Source organism: Paenibacillus sp. N22P23 (assembly GCF_059383735.1).
On the sequence record NZ_JBXENT010000002.1, the window covers coordinates 1,011,021 to 1,035,522 of the forward strand.

General features: G+C 44.2%; 27 protein-coding genes and 1 pseudogene. 5 read left to right on the forward strand and 23 right to left on the reverse strand.

From position 1 onward, the window contains the following. Positions 1–89: 89 nt before the first annotated feature. The 4 genes from AC506A_RS15065 to AC506A_RS15080 form a co-directional block, all read right to left on the reverse strand. A complete protein-coding gene (locus AC506A_RS15065; protein ID WP_495461802.1) occupies positions 90–650 on the reverse strand; it encodes a DJ-1/PfpI family protein in 561 nt (186 codons plus the stop codon). A gap of 138 nt (positions 651–788) precedes the next feature. Next, positions 789–929: a hypothetical protein gene (locus AC506A_RS15070; RefSeq protein WP_495461803.1), complete on the reverse strand. Its 141-nt coding sequence runs from the start codon at positions 927–929 to the stop codon at positions 789–791. A gap of 55 nt (positions 930–984) precedes the next feature. After that, the gene (locus tag AC506A_RS15075) at positions 985–1,518 is read right to left on the reverse strand and encodes a GNAT family N-acetyltransferase (protein ID WP_495461804.1); all 534 of its coding nucleotides are present in this window, start codon (positions 1,516–1,518) and stop codon (positions 985–987) included. A gap of 17 nt (positions 1,519–1,535) precedes the next feature. Continuing rightward, positions 1,536–2,075, reverse strand: a complete 540-nt coding sequence (locus AC506A_RS15080; RefSeq protein WP_495461805.1) for a GNAT family N-acetyltransferase — start codon at positions 2,073–2,075, stop codon at positions 1,536–1,538. 142 nt (positions 2,076–2,217) lie between these two features. On the opposite strand from AC506A_RS15080, the gene AC506A_RS15085 reads away from it, so the two are divergent. Next, complete coding sequence (locus tag AC506A_RS15085; RefSeq protein ID WP_495461806.1) at positions 2,218–2,685, forward strand: DinB family protein; 468 nt, start codon at positions 2,218–2,220, stop codon at positions 2,683–2,685. Between the two features lie 200 nt (positions 2,686–2,885). Here the strand turns inward: AC506A_RS15085 and AC506A_RS15090 are convergent, their stop codons facing one another. Further along, entirely contained in the window at positions 2,886–3,278 is a 393-nt protein-coding gene (locus tag AC506A_RS15090) for a hypothetical protein (protein ID WP_495461807.1), read from the reverse strand. Between the two features lie 37 nt (positions 3,279–3,315). On the opposite strand from AC506A_RS15090, the gene AC506A_RS15095 reads away from it, so the two are divergent. The 4 genes and pseudogenes from AC506A_RS15095 (at position 3,316) to AC506A_RS15110 (ending at position 6,012) form a co-directional block, all read left to right on the forward strand. Continuing rightward, positions 3,316–4,296, forward strand: coding sequence for a YusW family protein (locus AC506A_RS15095; protein ID WP_495461808.1), 981 nt, complete (start codon positions 3,316–3,318; stop codon positions 4,294–4,296). Positions 4,297–4,439: 143 nt separating this feature from the next. Next, entirely contained in the window at positions 4,440–4,835 is a 396-nt protein-coding gene (locus tag AC506A_RS15100) for a YmaF family protein (protein WP_495461809.1), read from the forward strand. A gap of 496 nt (positions 4,836–5,331) precedes the next feature. Next, positions 5,332–5,763: pseudogene (locus AC506A_RS15105) on the forward strand (NucA/NucB deoxyribonuclease domain-containing protein); the annotation flags it as partial. Beyond that, positions 5,752–6,012, forward strand: coding sequence for an excalibur calcium-binding domain-containing protein (locus AC506A_RS15110; protein ID WP_495461914.1), 261 nt, complete (start codon positions 5,752–5,754; stop codon positions 6,010–6,012). The pseudogene AC506A_RS15105 and the gene AC506A_RS15110, both read left to right, overlap by 12 nt. 25 nt (positions 6,013–6,037) lie before the next feature. On the opposite strand, the gene AC506A_RS15115 is transcribed toward AC506A_RS15110, so the two are convergent. The 18 genes from AC506A_RS15115 to AC506A_RS15200 form a co-directional block, all read right to left on the reverse strand. Beyond that, positions 6,038–6,790: an SDR family NAD(P)-dependent oxidoreductase gene (locus tag AC506A_RS15115; RefSeq protein ID WP_495461810.1), complete on the reverse strand. Its 753-nt coding sequence runs from the start codon at positions 6,788–6,790 to the stop codon at positions 6,038–6,040. A gap of 146 nt (positions 6,791–6,936) precedes the next feature. After that, positions 6,937–7,821: an NAD(P)-dependent oxidoreductase gene (locus AC506A_RS15120; protein WP_495461915.1), complete on the reverse strand. Its 885-nt coding sequence runs from the start codon at positions 7,819–7,821 to the stop codon at positions 6,937–6,939. 475 nt (positions 7,822–8,296) lie between these two features. Then, positions 8,297–8,500, reverse strand: a complete 204-nt coding sequence (locus AC506A_RS15125) for a helix-turn-helix domain-containing protein (protein ID WP_113035934.1) — start codon at positions 8,498–8,500, stop codon at positions 8,297–8,299. Continuing rightward, the gene (locus AC506A_RS15130; RefSeq protein WP_495461811.1) at positions 8,497–8,970 is read right to left on the reverse strand and encodes a DUF2975 domain-containing protein; all 474 of its coding nucleotides are present in this window, start codon (positions 8,968–8,970) and stop codon (positions 8,497–8,499) included. The genes AC506A_RS15125 and AC506A_RS15130 overlap by 4 nt, the downstream gene beginning before the upstream one ends. 383 nt (positions 8,971–9,353) lie before the next feature. Beyond that, complete coding sequence (locus AC506A_RS15135; RefSeq protein ID WP_495461812.1) at positions 9,354–9,785, reverse strand: SRPBCC family protein; 432 nt, start codon at positions 9,783–9,785, stop codon at positions 9,354–9,356. A 66-nt stretch (positions 9,786–9,851) separates the two neighbouring features. Next, positions 9,852–10,808 (reverse strand): sigma-70 family RNA polymerase sigma factor, encoded by a 957-nt coding sequence (locus AC506A_RS15140; RefSeq protein WP_495461813.1) that lies wholly within the window; start codon positions 10,806–10,808, stop codon positions 9,852–9,854. A 312-nt stretch (positions 10,809–11,120) separates the two neighbouring features. Further along, a complete protein-coding gene (locus AC506A_RS15145) occupies positions 11,121–12,350 on the reverse strand; it encodes a VOC family protein (RefSeq protein WP_495461814.1) in 1,230 nt (409 codons plus the stop codon). A gap of 41 nt (positions 12,351–12,391) precedes the next feature. After that, complete coding sequence (locus AC506A_RS15150) at positions 12,392–13,744, reverse strand: helix-turn-helix domain-containing protein (protein WP_495461815.1); 1,353 nt, start codon at positions 13,742–13,744, stop codon at positions 12,392–12,394. A gap of 402 nt (positions 13,745–14,146) precedes the next feature. Then, a complete protein-coding gene (locus AC506A_RS15155) occupies positions 14,147–14,749 on the reverse strand; it encodes an ankyrin repeat domain-containing protein (protein ID WP_495461816.1) in 603 nt (200 codons plus the stop codon). 283 nt (positions 14,750–15,032) lie between these two features. Beyond that, a complete protein-coding gene (locus tag AC506A_RS15160) occupies positions 15,033–15,398 on the reverse strand; it encodes a hypothetical protein (RefSeq protein WP_495461817.1) in 366 nt (121 codons plus the stop codon). A 112-nt stretch (positions 15,399–15,510) separates the two neighbouring features. Then, on the reverse strand, positions 15,511–15,975 hold the full coding sequence (locus AC506A_RS15165) for a VOC family protein (RefSeq protein ID WP_495461818.1): 465 nt from the start codon (positions 15,973–15,975) through the stop codon (positions 15,511–15,513). Positions 15,976–16,124: 149 nt separating this feature from the next. After that, positions 16,125–17,612, reverse strand: a complete 1,488-nt coding sequence (abc-f, locus tag AC506A_RS15170; protein WP_495461819.1) for a ribosomal protection-like ABC-F family protein — start codon at positions 17,610–17,612, stop codon at positions 16,125–16,127. A gap of 340 nt (positions 17,613–17,952) precedes the next feature. After that, positions 17,953–20,328 carry an immune inhibitor A domain-containing protein gene (locus AC506A_RS15175; RefSeq protein ID WP_495461820.1) on the reverse strand — a complete coding sequence of 792 codons (2,376 nt, stop codon included), beginning with the start codon at positions 20,326–20,328 and terminating at the stop codon, positions 17,953–17,955. 394 nt (positions 20,329–20,722) lie between these two features. Next, positions 20,723–21,676 (reverse strand): sigma-70 family RNA polymerase sigma factor, encoded by a 954-nt coding sequence (locus tag AC506A_RS15180; protein ID WP_495461821.1) that lies wholly within the window; start codon positions 21,674–21,676, stop codon positions 20,723–20,725. 118 nt (positions 21,677–21,794) lie between these two features. Beyond that, positions 21,795–22,778, reverse strand: coding sequence for a phosphotransferase enzyme family protein (locus AC506A_RS15185; protein WP_495461822.1), 984 nt, complete (start codon positions 22,776–22,778; stop codon positions 21,795–21,797). A gap of 203 nt (positions 22,779–22,981) precedes the next feature. After that, a complete protein-coding gene (locus tag AC506A_RS15190) occupies positions 22,982–23,308 on the reverse strand; it encodes a nuclear transport factor 2 family protein (RefSeq protein ID WP_495461823.1) in 327 nt (108 codons plus the stop codon). A 72-nt stretch (positions 23,309–23,380) separates the two neighbouring features. Then, on the reverse strand, positions 23,381–23,878 hold the full coding sequence (locus tag AC506A_RS15195) for an NUDIX domain-containing protein (RefSeq protein ID WP_495461824.1): 498 nt from the start codon (positions 23,876–23,878) through the stop codon (positions 23,381–23,383). A gap of 87 nt (positions 23,879–23,965) precedes the next feature. Further along, complete coding sequence (locus tag AC506A_RS15200) at positions 23,966–24,478, reverse strand: DUF6886 family protein (protein WP_495461825.1); 513 nt, start codon at positions 24,476–24,478, stop codon at positions 23,966–23,968. Positions 24,479–24,502: the final 24 nt, after the last annotated feature.

The window sequence follows — 24,502 nt, forward strand, 5'->3', positions numbered from 1 at the left end:
CCCATTGATTCTCCAAACTCCGAAAAAGAAGCTGCCGGCACGATGCACCAGGCAGCTTCTATAATAAACAATCTATGTGTCTACGAGGACTAACGACTGTTCACTTGCTTCAAGAACTCCCGCATGAAGCCGGGGAGATCCGGCCAAGCGTGCCCGGAGATGATATTGCCGTCTACACAAAGGGTATCTTTCGCGTAGGTCGCGCCTAGCGCCTCAACATCCGGACGGCATGCCGAGTAGGCGGTCATGGTCCGGCCCTCAAAGTAGCTGCGATTGTTAACGACGGCTAGAATAAGCGCCGCATGACAGATCGCGCCGACAGGCTTATCTGCTTCAAAGAAATGGCTGACAATTCGAGGCACGTTGTCGTCCAAGCGAATATATTCAGGAGCCCTGCCGCCTGGGATAATAAGTCCGGCATATTCAGAGGGATCAACCTCGGAGAATGAAATATGCGAATTCAGCTGATAACCCGGCTTTTCCGAATACGTATCCCAGCCTTCGAAATCATGAACGACCGTTCGCAGCGTCTTCACGCTCGGGGCAGCGATAACCGCTTCAAACCCTTCCTCCAACACGCGGAAATAAGGATAATAAACTTCCAGCGACTCAGCGGCATCACCTGTGAGGATGAGAATCTTCTTAGACAACTCGATCACGCTCCATGAACAAATTAGAACCCTTATTCATTGTCCATGACTAGGAAATATCTGTAAAGGGACGTAAATTGTTGAATTCTGTTGATGCGTTGTCGTTATTTGGTCAACCGTGTAACTTCGATCACCGATTTAATGTTTTTCCTTTTCAACGATGGTCTGTTCGTACCTAGCAATTTTATCATCCATGCGCGCCAACACCTTCGTCATCTCTTCCATTTTGGCGAAGAGCTGCTGACGCTGCTCAATTAGGATTTCTTTTCTGGCATCCATGCATTCGATATTATCGCACTTGGAGTTAACTCCAGGTCAAGCATTTTATTTGCTGCTACCTTTTCAAGTCGCTTTCCAGAATGGAATATATAACTTCATTGCACCACTTCTGATTGCAAAATCTTGTTTCCCTTAGTATGCCATCCCTATTCATTCCGGCTCTAATCATGACTTGTTCCGATAGTTCGTTCTCGGCGTTGGCGTAAGCCACTACTCGGTGGACACCTAGTTTGTTAAAGGCAAAGTCAATTAGCGCTTTTGCTGCATCGGTTGCATATCCTTTTTTCCAATAATCAGGATGTAGTGCCCAACCCATTTCCCATTCGTTTATTTCGGCCCAGTTTAATTTTATTCTGACTCTGCCAATAGGACGCAAATCGAATTTATCACATAGTAAGAATGCATATAGGACACGCGGATCGGCCTCAGCATCGGATAAAATCGTATCGAAATTCTCTTTGATTTGCTTCGGATCCGGACGACGACTTTCGTATTTGTACGTATGTTCATGTTGTTCTAATTCACTGTAGAATGGAAAATCGTCTGCCATGTACTCCCGAAGTAACACTTTCTCACCTGTGATTTCCATGATCTCCGCTCCCTCAGTTACATAGCAACCTCATGTTGCTTGTCTTTCCTGTATTCTATAAAGTCTAACCGCCCCACCTGATACAAATCATAGATCTGCTGCGAACGATTGATCGATTTATAGAGCTCAGGGTTCAGATCATTCGCTAATTTGGCATATGGCAGTTTCTCAACAGCCTTCTTCGATCGGATATTTTGTTTTCGGATTTTCAAATATACTGTTTCGAGATGATGTTCATGAAATAGTTCAGTCAGAAAGGACGCCTTCGCTTGTTGGTTATACCCTATTCCAAAATAAGGAGCTCCAATCCATGTGGCTAAGAACCCTGTTTTATTCATCATATCATATAGCTCTATCGTTCCAATGGGATGTCCCATTTCATCAAGAATGGTTCTGGAAATACAAGTCCCCCGTTCTTCTTCAACAATCAATTGTTTGGTTATGAATAAATATTCTTCATAACATTGGCATTTGTGGCGAACGTAAGAAAAAACGGCAGGATCCATCATTAAGGTATACAGCAAATGGCATTCATGCAAATCACGTTTTTTTAACATTGTATCTCTACCACCCAGTCCTTGTTGTTCGCCATATCAAAACAACTCAAGTATATAAAAGGACTTGGTGGATTTTATTAAATCTATATTTTGTTTATGTGAAAATGAATTGTAGAATAAACGTAATGGAGGTCGAACTGACATGCAAACCATTCGAAAATTATTCGCGCATATGGATTGGGCAAACCGCCAGCTGATTGAGGGACTGCAAGCCGCGCCGGTGGATGAAGCGAGTAAGGCAACGCGGCTGTTTCTACACGTGCTCCAAGCGGAGCGCGTCTGGCTGACCCGGCTGCGCGGCGAGAGCAGCGAGGGCATCCCGATATGGGTGGATGATGCGGATTCGCTCGACTGCGCAGCGCTGATCGAAGCAAACGGAATTGGTTTTGAGGCTTTGCTCGACGCCGTGTCCGAAGAGGAACTAGACAAGTTCGTCGCATATCGCAGTCAAGTCGGGGCACCGTTTGAGACGACGACTGGGGACATATTGATCCATGTCGCCTTGCACGGTCAGTACCACCGTGGCCAGATTAACACTGCGCTCCGCCAGAGCGGAGCGCAGCCGAAGCCCGTGGATTACATCCTATACGCGCGACTCGGCGAAAGCTGATAGTAATAAGGGCTGCCGATGGCAGCCCTTATTTATTCTCAAAACATGAAATCGATGGCCATGCCTATCCATTTATTCAAATCAAGAGGCCGATGTAAAACTATGCTGGCCATTCATTCCTTATTATGGACTTTAGAAACAAAAAGGAGCAGCTCTAGTAACTGCTCCTTTTGTTTCTTTTCTTCACAATAAAAAGGAGTTTAAGCGAGCACCCAGGCAGACATAGTTACCGGACCATCAATTCCTATATCACCTTCTTCAGTCGAAGCAAATAATTGGATAACGTGATGACCTACCGTCAAGTTTTCAAGAATCGTGTGGAATGTCAATTGCTGCGAGTTTGGTGTAGCAATAAAAACATCGCTCGCACCTCGAGTTACGGAGTCAACATCCACTCTCACAGTGACAAACGCATCATCAAGTGGTGTTTCAAAGCCGACTGAGGACATAATTTCAAGAAATGATACTGGAGCAGCGACGTAAATTCCCATTGTTAATAATAAATACGGTGACACTGCCGGTGTAAGTGTTACAACTGTTCCATTGGTAATGTTGTTTAATCTAGCCCTATTATAGTTAATCACTGTAGGCATAAATTCACCTCTTCTCTGAACGGAGATGAACTATCATATGCAGAATCTTCTATATTGGTTGTCCCAAAAACCCATAGCTTGGGGCGCTTTTCATTTCAGGATTAAGCCCTGTACGGACCAAAATCAAACTTACATGACGAATTCCTATACTGGCTGCCAAGAACCACAAAACTGCAAATTTGAAGGAGGACTATTTTTGAAGAAGAAAATTGCCTATATGCTAATCGGGGCACTATGCTCAATCATACTTTCATATGGATTCGTCGCATACGCGGATCATGATTCGTCTGCAACTACGGTGGACAAACCGACTACTGCAAGCGACACATACGTTGTCCCTCCAAAGGCTGCAGCAACGCCTAAATCCTCGAATGCTCAACCGAGTGCGAGCAAAGGACCGATCAAGATCGATCAGCTGAACGACTTGGATATTAAAATCGCCGGCAATGGCCTAAAGATTGAAATTGAGCTCGAACGAGAACAAGCGAAGGTTGAGTCCAAGGTAGAAATAAACCGCGGCCACGATCAAGAAAACCACCTGACAGGCAGCGAAGCGGCACTTTTTATCCAACAGTTTCTCGATGCCGTCAAGTTGCAAGAAAACATGAGTAAGCAGCAAGTATTGGATGCGCTGTTCAAGCATTTTGCTGTCGAACCGGCCAAGGTGACAATCAAATTCGAAATCAAATTGACGAATCGACCTGATGTTTTGAAATACGAACAAGAAAAAGATGATAACAAAGACAATGCTAAAGTTCAAAACGTGCAAAAGAAGCAAGATAATCAGAAGGAACAAATCGCAAATAAGGATCAGCTAACGCAAAAAGAGCAGAAAAAAGCGCTGATCGCTAAGAAAAAAGCGCTGCAAGAAGCTTGGCAGAAAGCTCATAAAGAGCAGCAAGCGAAGAAACATCAAAAGCATTACGCTCGCGGAGAGCGTGACGGTCACCATGATGACGATCACGGTCAACATGAAGGTCGCGATCATGAAGACCATGATCACGAAGAAGAAGACTAATTATTTTCCTAAGCCCCTTTTCGGGGCTTTTTTTTTAAGCGTGAATCTCTAATTATATCGAAATCCCGCATGCGCCTTGAAGAGTCCTCCTTCTCTCTATCATATAGATATAGAATGATAAGTTAAAAGGAGATGGAAGAACGATGGATATCCCGATTACCGGTTTCATTGTGCATAACGGCAATTCCGATGAGGACCATACTCACATTCTCTACTTGACCAGCTGGGATGGCAGACCGATGCATGTACATGATTTCTCAGGAGTCACTTCAGTGGAAATCGGTCATCATCATCAGTATGCCGGCACAACGGAACCTGCACCTTCCGGCGTACAGCACTGCCACTATTACTGCACGGTAACTTCCGTAAACAGCGGACATAAGCACACGATTAAAGGTACGACAGGCCCTGCCCTGCCGCTGTCCGGCGGCGGTCATTATCATTATTTCGAAGGTTGCACTACGGTCGATGGTTTGACACCGCACGCACATTTCTATTGTGGACATACCGGCAATGCAATAGACGATAATCGCTGCTGACTGGAACATAGAGTATAGCAAAACGGCAACCATGATGCTGGCTGCCGTTTCTTTATGTCCATCCCTTGATATGCTCATGAACGCGAAACCCATCCATCAAGCAGATCTTTTCTTCCTATTAACCATTATTTGTGAAATAAACCACAAATGAGTATATACTATATAATTCCATTGAAGATAAGTCTTTTTTTTACAAATATTGCAATCGTCAGGTATACACTCCTGTAGTAGAATGGTCAATGAGAATTACAAACAGGGGGATTTTATTGTGCGGTTTCTGAAAGTATTAGGTTGGATATGTATTCCTTACATCATGATTATTTTTAATTGGAAGCGGATTAGTCCTACAGTCCGAGTCTTCGCTCTAATATGGGCATTTATTTGCTTCTTACCTGTATTGGGCAATATGTTCCCTGACGGTAATGAAACCACGCCTCAGTTAGCGTCGGCAGGTAATACGACTGTAAAGGAAACCACGACTCCAGTAAAGCAGTCCATTCCTTCCACTCCCGTTACTCCTAAAGAGAGTAAAGAAGAGCCAGTTTCTTCAGAACCAACAAAACAAGAGACTGCAGCAGCAGACACAACTGCGAATAAGAAACAAGAATCATATGATATCAAAATTGTCTTCCCTGCTGAAAAATACCCGGAGACAGCAGCACATATTAAAAATGCAATCAATCATGGAGAAGCCTCCGTTTGCACCATTGATCGTTCCGGCGCGGATGAAAATCGAGATGAGTCATTGGCCGGTATTCCGACTAAGAAAGGCTATGATCGGGACGAGTGGCCAATGGCTATGTGTGCAGAGGGCGGAGATGGAGCAGACATTGCTTATGTCCACCCTTCCGACAATCGTGGATCAGGCTCATGGGTTGGCAATAAATTGGAGGGTTATTCGGACGGCACGAGAGTATTGTTTGTACTTGACGGCGGGAAGAGTTCTTCTAATCCTGAATCAGCTAAGAAAAACACGGTTATCTCGACTAAAAACAGCAGCTCTACTTCAAAAGATTCAACAACACCAACGAAGAAACCAGCAGCACAACCATCTACAGAGGTCTATTATAAAAACTGTACTGCAGTTAGAGCAGCAGGTGCAGATCCGATTTATGAGGGCGACCCTGGATATAGCAGAAAGTTAGATCGTGATGGCGACGGAGTTGCCTGTGAGTAATTAACAATAGATAGCCAATAATGACTCATCGACCACCACTAACATTTATGATTTCTCCTAATATGTAATTCGAGGCATCTGATGAAAGAAAACTTATACATTCCGCGATCTCAATGGGCTGTGCTACTCGTTTAATGGGTATGGAGGCAGACATTCGAGCAATTCGATCGTCTTCTGGCGCAAATTTTTGATGAAACGGCGTATCGACCACACCTGGCGCAACTCCGTTAACAATGATTCCGTATTCTATTAATTCTCGGGACATTCCGATTGTCATCGTATTTAATGCTCCTTTGGCAGAAGCATAATGAATACTTTCTCCCGCGCCACCGTAACGGGCTGCCGTTGAAGAAATATTTATTATCTTACCTTTCTCTTTTGGAATCATGTGCTTTAATACTGCTTGTGAACACAATAGGACGCTAATGATATTCAATTTATAATTTTCTTCCCATAATTTTTCGCTGGCATCCATAAAAGTACTTTGACGTATACCCCCTGCAGCATTATTGACTAAAACATCTATCTTCCCGAAGGTTGAAATGACTTGCTCAACCATCTTATCGACTTGTTCTTTTTGGGTAACATCGGCCTGTACGGACAAGGCCTCCCCGCCTATTTCCCGAATATGGTTAACGACTTCCACCGCGCGATTCTCGTCTGAACGAAAGTTAACGACGACTTTGGCTCCTTTTAATGCAAGTAATTCGGCAGTCGCACGCCCAATGCCTGAGGTGGCGCCTGTAATTAATATGACTTTTCCCAATAAGTCTTTCATGTTTATCCCTCGCAATGAAGTTTATTGAATTTGCAAAAACGGCAGCTGATCCTCCGATCGTCTACCGTAATTTTGGTAGCATCCCAGCAGTTGCCACCGGAAAACCAATGTACTTGTCAACCGACAGAAATAAAGTACTTGCAATATTAAACCTCTCCTGCCAAAAGCTTGTACAATGCTTGAGTGCCGCTGTTCTCTTCTCCTTTGCTTGCAAGCTCATCATATAATGATTTGGCTAATTCAAGCCCGGGTGTTAATAATCCCATTTCTTTGGCAGCATCAAGAGCAATTCCCATATCTTTGATGAAGTGTTTGACATAAAAGCCGGGCTCGAAGTTTCCGTTGATCATTCGCGGTCCCAGATTACTTAATGACCAGCTCCCGGCTGCTCCGGTTTCTATGCTTTTCAATACGGTATCAGGATCAAGTCCAGCTCTTTCAGCATATACGATCGCTTCACAGACACCGATCATAGTGGATGCTATTGCAATTTGGTTGCACATCTTTGTATGTTGTCCGGCACCTGAATCGCCTTGCAATTGGATATTCTTTCCGATGATTTGAAAAATCGGAAGCAGTGCTTCGAAAGCAGAAGCGTCTCCACCAACCATGATCGCTAATCTGGCTTCTCTTGCCCCAATATCGCCGCCGGAAACCGGCGCGTCAACTGCGTAAATTCCATTATTTTTCGATTCCAAATAAATTCTTCTCGCCAATGATGGTGTAGATGTTGTCATATCTATGACATATGTGCCTGCTTTTGCATTAGATATGATTCCGTCTTGTCCAAAATAGATTTCTTCCACATCTTTAGGATATCCCACCATAGTAATAACAACATTTGCTTGTGAAACTACCTCCGCTACAGTATCCTTCCAAACTGCGCCTTGAGTGATCAGTTCATCTGACCGACTTTTTGTCCGATTATAAACCAATAAAGAATATCCTGCCTTCAACAGATGACCGGCCATGCTTTTACCCATTACGCCAGTACCAATAAAACCAATTACAGTATTATCTTTTTTAAGCATCATAAGTGCGCTCCTTTAAATAAGAGAATGTCAAAACGTCCTTAGTTTTCTTTATTTTATCATTTCTGTCTATTCAACTAAACTGCCCGTTACTTTAACGAAACAAGGAGCAGCTGCCGCTGGCAAACTGCTCCTTGATCGTTCAGCTATTGTTTCCGTTAGTAAATCAAGTTTTCAGCCTAAAACTCCACTTCTATATCTTAGAATTCAATTTAGCAATCTTCAAAAGTGAATCTACCACCATTTCAGGAGCGCAGAAGGGGGCAAAATGATTCGTCTATATTTCGGGGGTTTAATGTGCTCAAAACAATGGTCATGAGCAAGCATTATTATTGATGAGTTATTCTTATGGTATAGTGTCATATTGCCGTTAGCCTCAAAGGCGAAGGCTATGTAGTCGTTAGGATTGATATAGCTTTCGAACTCTTCATCATTACTTACATCTACGACGTACGGCGGTTTTTTTTTATTTTATTCAATCCTGCCGATACTCGAGAATATCTCCAGGCTGGCAATCGAGTGCTTTGCAGATCGCTTCGAGTGTTGAGATTCGAATGGCTTTGGCTTTTCCGTTTTTAAGTATCGACAGGTTCGCCATTGTAATGCCGACTTTCTCTGATAGCTCAGTAACGCTCATTTTCCGCTTTGCAAGCATGACGTCAATGTTAACCACTATCATACGGTCAACTCCTGTTCTTCTTTGAGCTCGATCGCGTTTTTGAGCAGTTTCTCAAGAACTGCGGCAAATACTGCGATTACGACTGGCGCACAGGTTATAAATAGCCCGATGACCATGACGCCAGGTGCTTCTGCGCCGTCAGCTACAAAGTAGAAAAGCGGGAGATTACATGCAAACATGAGTGATACGACAACCGCCGCTCGCTTTATTTTCTTAAGCGCTAAAACAGAGGTTTGCGAAAAAGCGGTATTTGTATCGATGTACCTGAGAAGCTTAAATGCCTGAAGTAGCGTAAATGAATACGCAATAGACGCCACATACGCAGCCAAAGCGGAAAGATAAACTTTAATATCCGGGAAATCCGGCATCATACTATGCGCCATCGCTGGGAGTCCATAAAAACACATCACCAATGCAGGAATTGCCATAACAACCAGAACAACTTTTAAAAAGAGCGTCTCTTTTTTCATTTATTTCACCTCATTTTTGATTTTATCACTTCATTTATCGTTTCACAATAAAAATGTATTGATTATTTTGTTTGAGCCCAACAAGTTATTTATAAAGAAGAAGCCATACGGCTTATTTGTTCCTCCTTCAAATTTGATCCGAGATACGGACATATTTATGAACCCACTAATTGAAGTTATTCGCGGGAATGATTAAACTATCCTGTGCCCGTTACTTTAATAAAACAAGGAGCAGCTGCCGCTGGCAAACTGCTCCTTGTTCGTTCAGCTATTGTTACTCGTTAGTTGAACCACATTTAAGATTTTAACCCTGATTGCAAAACGTCAAAATACTCAACTAGTATCTCATCAAAGCTGGGCTCAGCCCTAATGGGCGCCTCGATTTATTCTTTTGATGCTTCCGTATATCGTTTGAAACTATCCATAATCGCTTGCCAACCCGCCTGTTGGAATTCAACGGGGTGAGTGCTCTCGGGGTCGAAGATTTCAACGACCTTAGTGGTCTCGCCTTGATCGACGAACGCAATATCCACTTTCCGTCCGTCTCCCAATGTGTAGGCAATCGTCTCATGCAGCTTCACTTCGTCGTAAATTCCGCTAAAATCAAAACCCATGCTGCCATCCTTCGCTTCCATCCTTGTCAGGAATTCGCCGCCGACCCGCAAGTCGTTCTCCGCTCTTGGCGCATGCCATTCCTCGGAAGGTTGATTCCACTTCGTAATGTGGTTCGGCTCGGTCCAATAGCTCCATACTTTTGCAACAGGGGCTTGAACGACGGTCTCTACGGTTACTTTCGTTGGATTGCTTGTTTCCATTGTGAAGGACACCTCTTTACGGGAATTTTGTTTCTCACTAATATAGACGAATGCCAATCTCCCAATTCATCGGTCTATTTGTTCCGGAAGCCCTAATCGGGAAAATAATTTTGCATTTATGAAATTTTGAACATGGAATATCCGATTATCTTTCACTTCAATCACGTGAATGCCCCAAGGCACCAGGACGGATGCCTCCTTACCCGGCACATACTGCGCTAGAGCGGGATAACCACCATTCACTGTAGTTGGCATAAATTTGGACCCCTCGCAATGCCAGCGCGTAAGCGCAAAAAACGCGGACAAATCTTCTTGCCCGCTTATCCACATGGCGAAAGGCGGCATGGACATACAACCTTCCTCATGGAACAATGACACAAGCGCTTGGATATCGAATTGCTCAAACGCTTCCACATACCGCGAGAGAAGATTTTGGTCGGGATTGACATCCATCTTGCTAAATTCGTCGGAGCGAAGCCGCGTTCGGTCCATCGTCTCCCTGGCTCGCTGCAGGGCGCTGTTCGCCGCTGCCGGCGACATTCCCAACGTTTCCGCAATTTGTTTCGAAGACCATTCAAAGACATCCCTCAGAATAAGAACTGCGCGTTGACGAGGCGGCAAGGTTTGCAAGAGTGCGATAAAGCAGAGCTGAAGGGTGTCCTTGCGAACGAGAGCATCTTCCGGATTTTCCCCGAATTCGGGTGAGGGCCAAATCCAGGACGAATCTGGCAGCATTTCGTTCGGTTCGGCAATCTTGACCGCCGGGTCGGACAGGTCAACGGGAAGCGTACGGCGCTTCGCTTGCCTCAGCTTGTCCAGGCATAGGTTCGACGCTATGCGGTAGATCCATGTTTTAATGGATGAGTCCTGCCTGAATCGATCCCAGCTCTGCCATGCTCGAATATAGGTTTCCTGTACAGCATCGTCCGCATCATCAATGGATCCCAACATTCGATAACAATACGAGGTTAACCCCGGCTTGTAGCTCTCAAATAACTTCATATCAAAAGCGGCTTCGTTCATCTTCGCCTCCTAAGGTCGGTCTACTTGAAACGTCCTCCATCCATCATATTCGAATCATCCGGCAGCCACAAGACGAAACGGCTACGCCGTCCTTTGGCGGCGGGGCACTTTAGTCGATACCATAGACCTTTGAATTAAATGGATCCCATTCTGCAATGATCATTTTATAAGCTTATTCGTCAATATTGATGGATGCTGATAAATCATGGCTACTCTTCCTTTTCGATTGAGCTCAACGCGCTATATGTAACAGCAAGTTTCGAAAAAAGGACATCCTGTGAAAGGATGTCCTTTTTCGTTGAATACTTACTTCTATTGAAATTCTCGATGCACAATAAATTGCGGAGCGTCGTACCAGCCTTCGCGCAGCAGAATCTGGAACGATCGATCCGGAGTGTTATCGCAAAATTGCTCCAATGCAGCCAGCAAATTGCGAACGCCTTCAGGGTCGTGGAATCGCATCTTGTTGTACTCCATCAATACGACACAGGTGGCAGCCTCGCGAAGGCGATTGCTGCTCAATGAATTCAAATAATCGTCGAGCAGGTGCTGCCCCATGTAGTCTTCGAACAAATACCGCTGCTTCCAATCGGAGCTTCCTGCACCTTCTTCCCGCCATAGAACAGTCGTCTGCCTCTCCCAGATGTCCCACTTGTTGCCGTCAGGGTCATAGAGTTGGAACTGCCGACCGCAACCGCCGCGATCCCAGATTTGATAAGTGACCTTAATGCCTTGCTCGATCATGCGCCGATGAACTTTATCCAGCCCGTTAACCTCGAACATGACAAATGCCAAGTGGCGAATGTTTCCCGGCGCCTCGAAATTATAGGTTTTGCCAGGCTCTAGTGATTTTACGAAATAGATTTCCTCTCCTGATTCGGTTACTGGCTGCCCCGCCTCATTAACAGTACCGCCCAAGGTTTCCTTGTACCATAGGTACGACACTTGTGGATCGCTTGCCGGAAAGAAGAGCGCCGTTGCTCTAATAAAAGCTGGCACCCCTTCACGCATCGGCTGCGTTACGGTGTTCGGATGCTGCCATACTTGGAACTTGTGACCCTGCGGATCTTTAAACACGAACATAAGCCCTTTGTGATCCAGATCCTGCAATGGTTCCACTTCCACGCCGGTACTTACGACCCGCTCATACAATTCCTCGATACAGTCCGTCTCCAACCGCGCACAAAACATTTCGTAGATTTGTCCTGGAATCCATTCGTCCGTTAGGAAAGTATTTTTCAACCCCTTTCGTTCCGTGTCCATAACTTTATCCATAAAAAAGTCATGCTCCCGCGTGCCGCCTCTCATGAAGGTACTTTCGTACCAAGGCCATACGAGTCCTTCTCCGTCGTCCACCGGCATATAGAAGCAACTCACTCTTTTGAGCGCGACTTTCACTGCTGTTTCGGCACCTTGAGCGAAATCGTTCGATGATTGCTCGATCATGTCCGAAGGCTTACCCGGTTGGATCATTCTCATGGCTCTTGGAACGGTCACCGGTCGATATATGACTGGTGTGTTTTTCTCCGGCAATTGACTCATAGGAATCCTCCTTAATTTTTGGAGTTAACCCGCGATTAGTCTCATGCGGGTCCTCCTCTGCTCGTTTTCATAATAATTGGTACGTAGCACTTGACCCCCAGCGAACGCGCATTCTCAAAATTTCCGTGTGGGATGTAATGGGCATACCATATACGGCTGTCATCCCATTCATAATCCGCGGACGCGCCGAGCCATCGTTGGATGCGCTCCAGCACGCCTGTCATCAAACCGTATGCAGCCGTAGTGAGGCAGGCATACCAACCGCTTTCCAGGTATATTGTCCGTTGCGAGTCCTTGGGCGAGAGGATGAAGCCGTCCGGCAGCTGCAAGTAGAGCTCGTACGCACTCTTTTCTTCTGGTGGAAAGCTGTAGCTCATGCACAACTGAATCCGGGGATCCCCTGCAAGCCGATTGCGTTTTAGAAAATCAACCGCCGCTTCATCGGCAATCGACGCGCAGCCGTCGCCCTCCGCCCGAAAAACGATCATCGGCTTGCGAAGCGTACGCACGATTTCAAGCGTTTCCTGGTCTTGACCGCGTCTCACTGGGAGATACAGCTTCATTCGCGTAATCAGACCATTGAACCGTTGATACTCTTCCATGAACACACCCTCGTCAAGCGAGAACATGCTTCGCGGAAGCCATTCGGACAACAGCCGATTCCATGCCTCTACGATTCCGCGCTCATCACCGACTGGCGAACGTGTAACCGCATACAAGCCTCCGGTGACCTCGACCTCCCGAAGCTCCGGATGATCTGCCTCTATGACCGTACCTTCGCCGACGGCGACCATCTGGTACCCATGCGGATGAGGACTGTCTTCGAAATCGACGTTCCAACCGAACAATCGGAATTGGCCGATATCGATCTCGAGTTCGGACAGCAGTGCCTGAAACTTGCCGATCGCCGCCGCCTCCAAGCCTCGTTCGCTCTCCGCAACATGCAGATAGCCAACCCCTCGGGCTGCCGATTGCCGAATGACCTGGATACTCGGATACCGATCGAACACTTCGCGCTCTTCCATGTAACTCGTGCGTTCGCTCAGATCGATGCGTTCGAAGCTGTAGATCAGGCTCGACTGACGGTACTGCGCCGGAGTCAACCCCGTATTTCGCTTGAACGTCTTGACGAAAGTCTGGTACGTGTCGAACCCGCAAGCGAAGCAGATCTCGATCATGGGAAGGACCGTGTGGCGGAGCATAATCGCGGCCTCGCTCGTTCTTCTTTTACGTACGTATTCTTTGATGGGGTGACCTGTCGTCGCATAGAACATGCGATACAGATTCGGCACGGACATCGACGCCGACGCCGCTATCTCCTCAAGTGCAAGTGGTTCGGTGAGCCGCGCTTCAATATAATCGATGCCTCGTTGCACGATCTCTGTTTTGTGCATATCTGCTCCTATCCGATCGCGTGATGATAGAAATAACTAAATTCATTATAACGAAATATTCCATGGTGCAATTATCCTTTTTTATCAATAACCATTGCTACACCACATTTAACTAAATGCGACAGCATCCTGTCCCATCAATGTTGAGCGCTCCAATATGGCGTAAAATCACCGTGGAGGACCACTATTCCAGAACGAGAATGAAGCTGCAGTCCCTCCACAAACGATTATTCCGTTGTAGCCAGGTGCTATCCTGCCAATTCTTTATGAAAATAAAGAGCAGTTGCCGCGGCAAACTGCTCCTTATTAGATTCATCTATAGTTCCCCGTTAGCGTAACAACTTTATTTCCGCGAATTCCGTGATTCATTTATTTACGCAATTTCCTATTAGAATTCAAAAATCAATTATTTGTTTTTTCTAAAATATCAACTATACTGGTTAATTCATTTTTTCTTGCTATTTCCAAAGGAGTCTTTCCGTTTTTATCTTTAATATTAATGTCTGCACCGTGTTTAATTAGTAAATTTGTTATGTCTGCATATTTTCCCCCTCTGTTAGGGCGAAATGTTACTTCATACAGAGCGGTATATCCTAATTTATTAATATGGTTAACTTCTACATCTGTTTTTTCTAACAGTATTTTTGCCACTTCATAATAACCTTGTTCGCAAGCAGGTATTAAAGGAGTTCCGCCATAAATATTTAGAAGCTTCATATTTGGTTGATATTCAAGCAATACTTTAACAACATCAAGTAAGCCATTAGCAGAAGCATAATTTATAGGATTTCTGTCTTCAGTATGAATACCATAAGCATTTACATCAGCTTTGTTTTCAAGCAAATATTTCACTACTGCTGGGTAATTATTCATAACTGCAACCATTAGTGCCGTCTGGCCGTTTACATCTTTTTCGTTAATATCAACACCATTTTCAATAAATAATCTAATTTTGTTTAAATCTCCATTTGCTATTTCTTTAAAAAATTCTTCAATCCTGTTCATTTAGCACCTCGTTATTTAATATATTGAGTTAGATTATTGCCAAAATAATTTTTCGATAAATTAGCGACTCACTGCTTTGAAAAGTCTTTTTTATCATTCATGGATCCCCGGCCACCGGCTACTCCAAGATCCTAATTGCGATTTGCTCAACAATAGTTAAGCTGCCTAGAAGAGTAATATTCGTTGCTTATTGGAAGTATCCTGCCCGTTACTTCAACGAAACAAGGAGCAGCTGCCGCCGGCAAACTGCTCCTTGTTCTTTTAGCTATCGTTTCCTGTAAGATCAACGCCAGGTTTCTTCGATGTATGCTTGTTTTAGTGAATCAGCAAGATTGAGCATGATAATACCGGTTGCTTTCCAGGTACCTTTCCATGCGCCTAGTTTAAGACCGTTTAAATTATAAAAATCAAAAAATCTTCCGCAAGAGGAGTTTTGCCCCCCGATGTACCACATGCTGCCTTCGTCAGTATCAGGAGTAAAGAAGCTAATCCAAGTACCGTTTGGAAGAATCATCTCGCCGCCCTTCGGTTCGATATGCCCGAATCCAAGATGCTTAGCATACCACTCTCCGGCTTTCTCAATATCGAGGACTGGCAAGTTATAACTGACAGATTTAATTATTTGCTTTGTTATTTGATTTTCACTCATCTGGAAGTCGCTCCTCATGAAATGCCCTTTCGCTTAATGAAAATGGAGCAGATGCCACCGGCAATCTGCTCCATTTTTTTTTCAATCAACGTGTTCTCCGTTAATTAAGCGATTAAGGCTGCCATATTTCCCAAAGGTTACCGTCAGGGTCATAGAACGGTAAGTTTGGACCGCAAGTTTGCCGAATTTCTCCTACGATGTTCACTCCGTTTTCCTTAAAACGTTCGAAAAGCTCTTGGATACGAGGAGAAACGAAACATCCAACAGCATGGCGTTGACCGCCTTCCCATGTTCCTGTAAATCCTAGTCGTCCACCTTCAGCCCCAGATTCGATTAGGAACAAAGCAGGAATCGACCCTGTAGCAGGGTCATGAGGGTTTCCATTAGCATCGAGGAATCTCATGATTGACATTTTCATCCCAGGCTCTACACGATGGTTGTTCGCAGGTTGGCATCCTAAATTTTTCTGATACCATTTAACGGATTCGTATACATCACTGACTGGAACGTAAATACAAGTCACGCCTGTAATGTCTTGCGGTGTTGCCTCCACTTTGATTGCATCATTCACTTGCATATGTCCACCTTCTCTTCTCTCAATGTGTCATATCAAATTATAATTCTATTTCGAACCAATAATTTCCTCCTGTTAATCATAATTGGAACTATTCATCTTTTATCCTAATGAAAAAGGAGCAGCTGCGACCGGCAAACTGCTCCTTAAATCTAACCCTCACCGAGTTCAATCGTTTTCGTGGCGACACGGTCGTGAAATTCCCGATCATGCTCCACAAACACAATAGTCGGCGCGTACTCAAGCAGTAGCTCCTCAATCTGCATCCGGGAAATCACGTCGACAAAGTTGAGCGGTTCGTCCCAAATATGCAGATGAGCCTCTTCGCATAAGCTTCTCGCGATCAGAACCTTCTTCTTCTGCCCGCCGCTAAACGCCGACATATCCTTCTCAAACTGGATACGGGCGAAATCAAGCTTACGCAACAAGGCCTTAAATAAGCTTTCGTCGATTCCGTGCTCTGCCGCATAATCGGAAAGCGATCCTCGCAGATGAGAGGTACTCTGGGATACATAGGAAACGCGAAGCTGCGGATCCAGACGAAACGTGCCTGTATAGTGAAGTGCCTCACCGTTGAGCAAGCGGAGCAAGCTAGACTTGCCGGAACCGTTTGGACCTGAAATTGCGATCCGATCTCCTTGTTCGATCGTCAAACGAACGTTCTCGCAAACCGGTTTTTCCCCGTAGTAAATCGTGACGTGATCCAGCACGGCCAGTTCGGATTTGGGATATGCGAGCTGAGAGATCATAAGGCTTTCTGACTGTTCAATATTTCGGAGCAGTTTCGACTTCTCCTCTACGGCGGTGTTTTGCCGCTGTTCGATGGATTTAGCGCGCTTCATCATTTTTGCTGCTTTGTGACCAACGTATCCTTTGTCCAGCTTGGAGCCGGAATTTCGTGTGCCGTTTTTCGATTTTTCAATCTCGTGAGACCAGCCGCTCGTGCGTTTGGCAGAAGTCGATAAACGCTGTATGTCTTTGTACAACTTTTCGTTTTGTGCCAATTCGAACGTGTCCTGGCGAGTTTTGTTCGTCCACCAGCTGGAGAAGTTGCCTTTTTGGATTTCGATATTCGTTTTGTTGATCGATAGAATATGATCGACACAGCGGTCGAGAAATGCCCGATCGTGTGAAACAAGAATAAACCCGCGTTTCGTATTCAGATAATCACCAACAAGCTTTCGTGCGTGAAAGTCGAGATGATTGGTTGGCTCATCGATGAGCAGAAATCGATTATCCTGGATGAATAGCACGGCCAGCAGTACCTTTGTCTGCTCGCCTTGGGACAGCGATTCGAATGGCCGGTACAACACGTCTTCCGAAACCTTAAGCAGGTTCAGTTCGCGCATCAACTTCCAGCGCTCATAGCCTGGCACGATCTCTTCGATGACGTCGACGGTCAAATATGCCGGATGTTCGACGGGAAACGGAAAATAATCAAAGGCGACCGGTGCGGAGATCATGCCGCTGTATTCGTATTTCCCCAGCAGCAGGTTAAAGAACGTCGTCTTCCCCCGACCGTTTCGCCCTGTAAACCCCAGCTTCCAGTCTGTATCGATTTGAAAATGAACATTTTCGAATATATAGTCATAACTACCTGGATAGGCAAAAGTAAGATTGGATACCTGTATCGCGGACATGGCGATCATCCTTTCGTAAGGAAATAAAAAGAGACGCAAGAAAGGTGCTTTCTTGCGTCTCTGATCCATACGAGGAAATCCGGCCCCCTTTCCAAGGGGCCGAATGATTGTCCGGATAGGGAGCGCAAACGAAATGCAGACCTTTCTTGCAGAGACGAAATAAACCAACCACAGCCGATAGCTGAGTCCGTTCCTCTCGTGATCTCGCAGCAAGAAAGTTCTACATGTATTCGTTCAACCCCCGTCATCAAAATTAGGTACAGTTTATCACAATCGTAATTTAACTACAATCTGCACCGTCCCGTGCAAATTATGAGGTTACCAGAACTTACTAGTCGACCTATTTAAAAATCAAGACTTTACCGACTGTGCCATCCGCACTTTCACCCACCACTCGGAATTTCAATCCGAAAGTTGGAATGTTACGTCCCGTATCGACAAGACCAGGGTTTGAGAAATCCGCACGGTCATCAAACAATGGGTTGCGAGCAGTATAATTGTCTTTCATCGAAATGCCTAAAAGGTCTTGGTAATCTAAGAACATGGAATTTGTTTTATTCAATCCAAATGCAGCGTCATGGACTTGATAACGAGAAGAAGCAACCGCTTTATCGCTCCAGTTCATTGCACGCTGATCCGCATCGACAACGCCTAGGAATCCGTCACCTGGGTGAAGTCCTGTCCAATTATTGTCAAATGTTTCATCTACATACCAAACCACTAAACCTGGATCATAACTCATAAGACTTGCACCGCGGCGAATATGTCCTAAAGCCGCATCCACCCCGTTATGAGATCTCCATTCTAATAGGTAGTAATGTGTAGCGAAATAAGTTCCTTTATCTCTAACGAAACCTTGGAACGTAAACGTTGTAGTTCCTTCTGCATTATCCGATACAATCGTTTGGTCATCAGACGTGATTTGAATATCGTCCACGTAGAATCCACGCTGGGCGACATAAGGGTCTGTCCAATAGTTAAACTTAATGCTCACTTGTTTTCCTGCATACGCACCTAAATCAAATGCAGCCGGCATCCACCCGTTTGATGTACCGGTAATCCCGTGACCTGGATTTTGGTGGTTCGGATCGCTGTCCTTCGTGATGGTTCCTGGAACAGAAGTCCACACATTAGACCCTTCTTCTTTCACTTGAACAGACGCATAATCCCAATCTTCTTCAATGTCGTACCAAGCTTGGAATGTTAAAGTCGGATGAGCCGCATTTGTCAGGTTCACATTTGCCGTCATCGAATGTTCCATATCATTTCCTGAACCACTATAATACTCATAGGTTCCGCTTGTGGGAATGTTGACGTGATTTTCTTTATCTGGTAAATCCACACGTACCGCGTCATGGTTGGTTCCTTTAGTGGAAGCCTCATCCAATAGAAACGTTGTTCCCGCGCTCGTAACATCATTCGCGTGAATTGTGGTTCCGCTTAGCCAGTTTCCACCATGTAAATGCTGAAGCATTTCTTTGTCATATGGACTGAAGCCAGACGGTTCCGTACCTGGAACGGCTCCTGCCCAGCTTCCTGCAGACATGATAGACCAATACGCGACCGGTTCTCCAGCTCCCGTGTATTGCGTGTCATATTCATCCGGAAGGCCTAAATCGTGACCAAATTCATGAGAGAAAACACCTGCTGCTCCGTCTTCTGGTTCAATCGTATAATCCCAAGCGCCTAATAATCCTCCAAAGCGGTCGCTGTTTGATTTTCCGCCCGGAACCCCAATTGGACCTGAAGCAAGTTTCGAACGATGTGACCAAATCGCATCATAACTTAAGCTTCCGCCACCCGCTTCTTCACCTACTCCGGAATGAATGACCATTAAGTGGTCAATGATGGCGTCAGGCTCATTGTAAATGCCGTTTCCGTTATAATCGTCACGATCCCATACATCGTAATCCGCTAAGTTGATGGAAGGATCTTGAGCGGCTTTTTTCAACGCTTCTATCACCAGGCCTCTGGCGTTAATGTCGCTGCCATCCGGCGTTGGATAGTTCCCTCCGTAGTAAGCAGCCGGATGATCGGCTGTATACCAGCCCGCTACCGTTCCCTCTACGGTATAACTTCCGCCCGATTGTGCTTCATAATATTGCTTCATGGAAATCATCGTTTGACCATTTGGCCCGGTATAACCATTTGGTCCGAAAATCATTGATTGGAAATGTTCATGGGTGTAGTCTTCGTAAAACATATCGGTTTCTTCTTTGGTAATCGAGCTTTTCGGGTAATCCGGAAAATCGATTGCCAATACGAGTACTTTATCCGTACGGACATCCCCGTTATAGTCTTCTTCTTCTACAGAATCAACCTTCGATTTATTTGCTTGTCCTAATTTATTACCTTTGCCTTTGCTCAATCCTTTTGCGCTTGCATTCGATTTATCTTTAAGCACTTCCAAAACATCGGAATCGAAGCCTTTTGGTTTCACTGCTTGATTTTTCGCTTTCAAAAAAACTGTCAACGCTTTTTCAGCTTCTGCTGGACTTGCATCCTTTGCGATTTTCCCTTGCTTTTTTAACAACTCTATTAATCTTTCGTCATTAGCCACACCTAAATCAGTCGTTGTCCATTCCTGTATTGCTGCTTGTGCTGCTTGTCTCTCCTCATGAGCAAAGGCGAACGTTCCACTAAATAAGGTGCTTGTCACCAGGGCACTAGCGGTGATGCTGGAAAGCACTTTCCATCTTGTTGTGTTTTTCGGCAATTCATTTACCCCCTTGTGTTATGTAATAGATTACAAGGTTAGTATACATTAGACGTATTGTAGAAAAATGTGGTGTTTTGTCGAGAGAAAATTCCCCCAATTACGCTTTCCTATAACTGCTTCATTAGTGGAACTTCCCTAATAACGAAGTATTTCTCTTAGAAAATCACTTCAAATTCCCCCAAACTCACTTCCTCTTAGACATTGTAATTCATTAAAAACAAAAAAAAATCCCGCAGCCATAGGGCAAACGGAGGATTTACATACCTATTGGATGTTATAGCTCAATCAACAAATCATTCAGAATTATCTTTTTGAGCATTAATTATCATATCAAGCCTTTCAATGATGAGTTTATCATTCTCTACATGTTTCTTCATCCTATCCTTTTCGGTTATGCCCCGAATGCGATGCAATAACCATCAAGGTCGCGAATTGTGACCTCGCTCCAATGATCATTCCAATTTGGACCTCTGACGATTTCTATGCCGTTTGTTTGAAACGTCTCCACCAGTTGTTGCAGCCCTTCCCGGTCCGTATAGCAAAATACATCAAAGTAGTTTCCGTCCTCAGTGGAGGAATACGGACGCACGTCACTTTCTTGCTTGGCTGGATGCAATATAAACGTAGCACCGCCATGACTGACATGGATATGTCCGCCGATATTTTCGGTAACAAAGCCGAGTCTTTCATAGAATGCGACTGACTCATCCAGCTTCCTAGCCAATAGCACGAACGAGGCACCTTTGATTCGTGCCTTAACTTGCTCAACAAACGATTCGTTCAATTTTCTTTCCGTTGCCTTGTCTTCTACCAATTCAATCAGCTCCTTTTTCAGCAATGCTTTGGCTCTCCGTAGACGGCTCTCGGTTGTTCTTACTGGAACGTCCAGCAGATCACTTATCTCTCTTGCATTAAAGCCTCCTATGTAATACATCAAAGCCGAAGTGCGGTAGATCTCTTCCAATTCCTGCAATGCATCCCACACGGCCTTTTCTTCTAATTTCCGTTCAATTTGTTCATCCAATGACACGGGTTCGGACATATTTACGACTGCTTCAAGAGAACATAAGAGCGGTTGTTGTTTTCTATAACTGTCATTGCATAAATTTCGGGTAATGCTGATTAACCAACTCCCAAGCTTCTCTCTGTCTCGAAGCTTCCCCAAGTTATACCAAGCCTTCACGAAAGCCTCCTGCGCAATATCTTGTGCAGTATAGAAATCATTCACAGTGCTATAAGCAACCCCATAAACAACATTCGAATATTTACGAACCAGTGTTGCAAACGCTTCTTGATCGCCAAATATCGATCGCCTTACAAGTTCAGACTCCGATAGACTGTTCAACCTTTCACCCCCCTCTATTATAATGACGAAACAAATACCGAAAAACATTCAAAACAAAGCAGATTTACTATTGAAAATAATCGGCAGCCTGTTGTCATTGCTCTATCGTGTCCCGTCCCTAATTAAGTACGATCTCGCAGCCATCGAAAGCTTGCCCATTTTCGATTAACATTACGGCATTAGCGATTGCTCCTCGCTGAAAGTCATTCAACTTAGACTCATCTCCGTCCCAGCTACCGAGCCACCAAAAATATGAGCATATGTTTCTATAGTCCATAAACAATGGAATTTGTTTCATCCAATACTCATTTAGGAGGTTATACTTAAGATACCCTTTAAGGAATTCGTTCAAGAACTTGTTTGCGAAGGTATTCTTGGAATGTCTATCGTCCTTTGGAGCCCCCCACCAAACAGCATGTGTTGCCGCAATCGCAATGTCCAGCGCAAACCAACCATAGATGCAATCGTCAAAATCAAAGACCGTAATCGTATTATCATTGATATGGAAATTATAGGGATGGAAGTCGTTGTGAATCAAACCATATGAATTACCATCACGAGGTAGTTTCATAATTCTGGTTTCGAGAGATTTTAATCTCTCTAAGAGCATATGATACTGGCCATGTTGTAAATTTGGGTTCGTAATCTCAGAACTCCGCCATTCATCTCTCCTAATATCTAAGGGCTGATACGATTTTGAAAGCATATGCATCTTCCCCATCGTTTCTCCCCATTGCCTAAATACATATGTCCCCCACAAATTAGGATCGTCTTTATCAAAAAATCTTCCTGGTGCACCCTGAAAAGCTGTTGCAATAAAGCATTTCCCATTCTCTTCATACACAGCAGTTAATTCATTATCTATAGTTCTGATTGGCAATGATGCGCGGACACCGTGGTTTACTAAGTAACCTATCCAATCAAGTTCCGCCTTTATTTTGTCGACATAAGCTTGAGGTTTTTCAGTTATTCTTAAAAATATAGCCTCATTATTCTTTGTGACACGAAAAACCTTATTAGTCGAATCGCTTATAAACTCAGAAGAGTTATGATCAAACGCAAAAGACTTTACCACTTTATCTATAATCTCTGGACTCGCCACAGTGAACCTCCAATATAGGTACTACCGGCCCGGTAAACCAACTTTACATGAAATTTCCAGTCATTTATAGACTTATCTTTTTCTGCGTAATACACTAATAATTGAGTATAAAGCTATTTTCCATCGACTATACGCCAACGAAACAAGGAGCAGCTGCCACCGGCAAACTGCTCCTTTTCCATTCCGTGATTGTGCCCGATAGCTTAAGGGATCAGTGTCCCCTGATGAAAAAACATCCGCCAATTTTCATTTTCATATTTCCAAATCGAACTACGCAACGAAAACTGTCTTTTTTCTTCATTGAAGATCTGATAAGTGGTTAAAACTAGTTCCTCAGATAGAGGATGAATTTCAAAATCACTTAAACTCATTTGCACAGTGCCAATTCCATTCAGACCCCAGCCACTTTTTATACTCCAAACCTTTCCCGAGCTCCCAAATTCAAAAAAATTATCCGCTAGTAACTTAGAAAGTTCAATTGCTGAAGTTCGAACCTCTGGTGTTAATAACTTTTCTTCAAGTCTCAACAATTCATTTCTAATGGAATCGATGTTAATCCTTCATCCCTCCCCTCGTTTGGTCGAATAAAGTTCTCCGTTAGTTTAGCCCGCAATAAATGTAGGCGCTACTATGCTTTCTTTTTTAGTAATCCATTGTGATAAAGCATTTCTCGTCGGTGCTCCCAGAATAAAATGAACATCATTATCGGGATGCAATTCATAGTCGGTAATTTCTTTAAGCGGTATCCATGCTATGCCTACCTGATGCAAGTCAGGTGTGAGTCCAACCTGTGCTTCATTTGTCGAACATATCTTACATAGAAATGTAAAATCAATTTGATGAACATCCGGTTCTAACTCAGGGAATAGAGAGTCTCTTTTAGCAATAAATTCATTTATAAAAAGAAGACCCTCAATTTCGACCTCCAAACTCACTTCTTCAAGCACTTCTCTAACCAAGGTTTCTTGAATGCTTTCGCCATGTTCTTGACCACCACCAGGGAGAACATAAAATTCCCCTTGGACTCCGATTCTTCTTAATAAAAGCAACTTTTCTTCCTTGATAATTATAGCTCTCGCCGCAGTTCGAATTCTCAGCATTATAAGATAACCTCCCGTTAATTTAAAAAAGCCACCGATCCTTTTCGGCAGCCTTTGATTGAACTCGTTCCTCATTAGTTTCCTGAGTCAGAGTATTTTGGCGTTATTAAATCTATGAATCCCATATCCTTTGAAGTCGGAAGCTAATATCGCTTCCCGAAGCGGATATAAATTTGTTGTGAATCTTAATTCAACTCCTTTTAGGAGCAGTCTCTCCAATAAGTTCTCATATTTTTCAACTGAGGTAGGTTTAACTACTTGGCGAGAGATGTAATAGCCAGCTGTTTCATCAAAAAGCTCAAAACCCTCATCGTCGAAGCAATATCTAAACATGGTTTGCTTTGCTATCCTCGTATACCAATCACTTTCCACTGTAACTATGGTATTGGCAATGGAATGATTAAAGAATAATTTTAAATGTTGGTCTGTTGTCGCCTCATCTTTCCTACATACAATGCGGGGACAATCTCTAGGGAAATAGTAAGTAAACTCGTGCTCTTCATCAATTGCCCAAACTACCGCAGGAAGATCCGGACGATTTTGCTTCACTTTTGGTGCAAATATATGGATACTATCGTCTTCGCTGAAGTGAAAAAGCATATGTATCCTCCTTCGCCGAATCGT

What these genes read in the sequence shown, in the direction of transcription:
- AC506A_RS15130 (WP_495461811.1), bottom strand. Translation starts at nt 8,970, where the DNA reads ATGAAAAAAGAGACGCTCTTTTTAAAAGTTGTTCTGGTTGTTATGGCA.
- AC506A_RS15150 (WP_495461815.1), bottom strand. Translation starts at nt 13,744, where the DNA reads ATGCACAAAACAGAGATCGTGCAACGAGGCATCGATTATATTGAAGCG.
- AC506A_RS15200 (WP_495461825.1), bottom strand. Translation starts at nt 24,478, where the DNA reads ATGCTTTTTCACTTCAGCGAAGACGATAGTATCCATATATTTGCACCA.
- AC506A_RS15155 (WP_495461816.1), bottom strand. Translation starts at nt 14,749, where the DNA reads ATGAACAGGATTGAAGAATTTTTTAAAGAAATAGCAAATGGAGATTTA.
- AC506A_RS15080 (WP_495461805.1), bottom strand. Translation starts at nt 2,075, where the DNA reads ATGTTAAAAAAACGTGATTTGCATGAATGCCATTTGCTGTATACCTTA.
- AC506A_RS15160 (WP_495461817.1), bottom strand. Translation starts at nt 15,398, where the DNA reads ATGAGTGAAAATCAAATAACAAAGCAAATAATTAAATCTGTCAGTTAT.
- AC506A_RS15125 (WP_113035934.1), bottom strand. Translation starts at nt 8,500, where the DNA reads ATGATAGTGGTTAACATTGACGTCATGCTTGCAAAGCGGAAAATGAGC.
- AC506A_RS15075 (WP_495461804.1), bottom strand. Translation starts at nt 1,518, where the DNA reads ATGGAAATCACAGGTGAGAAAGTGTTACTTCGGGAGTACATGGCAGAC.
- AC506A_RS15085 (WP_495461806.1), top strand. Translation starts at nt 2,218, where the DNA reads ATGCAAACCATTCGAAAATTATTCGCGCATATGGATTGGGCAAACCGC.
- AC506A_RS15120 (WP_495461915.1), bottom strand. Translation starts at nt 7,821, where the DNA reads ATGCTTAAAAAAGATAATACTGTAATTGGTTTTATTGGTACTGGCGTA.
- AC506A_RS15140 (WP_495461813.1), bottom strand. Translation starts at nt 10,808, where the DNA reads ATGAACGAAGCCGCTTTTGATATGAAGTTATTTGAGAGCTACAAGCCG.
- AC506A_RS15095 (WP_495461808.1), top strand. Translation starts at nt 3,316, where the DNA reads ATGCAGAATCTTCTATATTGGTTGTCCCAAAAACCCATAGCTTGGGGC.
- AC506A_RS15115 (WP_495461810.1), bottom strand. Translation starts at nt 6,790, where the DNA reads ATGAAAGACTTATTGGGAAAAGTCATATTAATTACAGGCGCCACCTCA.
- AC506A_RS15100 (WP_495461809.1), top strand. Translation starts at nt 4,440, where the DNA reads ATGGATATCCCGATTACCGGTTTCATTGTGCATAACGGCAATTCCGAT.
- AC506A_RS15135 (WP_495461812.1), bottom strand. Translation starts at nt 9,785, where the DNA reads ATGGAAACAAGCAATCCAACGAAAGTAACCGTAGAGACCGTCGTTCAA.
- AC506A_RS15145 (WP_495461814.1), bottom strand. Translation starts at nt 12,350, where the DNA reads ATGAGTCAATTGCCGGAGAAAAACACACCAGTCATATATCGACCGGTG.
- abc-f (WP_495461819.1), bottom strand. Translation starts at nt 17,612, where the DNA reads ATGTCCGCGATACAGGTATCCAATCTTACTTTTGCCTATCCAGGTAGT.
- AC506A_RS15165 (WP_495461818.1), bottom strand. Translation starts at nt 15,975, where the DNA reads ATGCAAGTGAATGATGCAATCAAAGTGGAGGCAACACCGCAAGACATT.
- AC506A_RS15090 (WP_495461807.1), bottom strand. Translation starts at nt 3,278, where the DNA reads ATGCCTACAGTGATTAACTATAATAGGGCTAGATTAAACAACATTACC.
- AC506A_RS15070 (WP_495461803.1), bottom strand. Translation starts at nt 929, where the DNA reads ATGGATGCCAGAAAAGAAATCCTAATTGAGCAGCGTCAGCAGCTCTTC.
- AC506A_RS15195 (WP_495461824.1), bottom strand. Translation starts at nt 23,878, where the DNA reads ATGCTGAGAATTCGAACTGCGGCGAGAGCTATAATTATCAAGGAAGAA.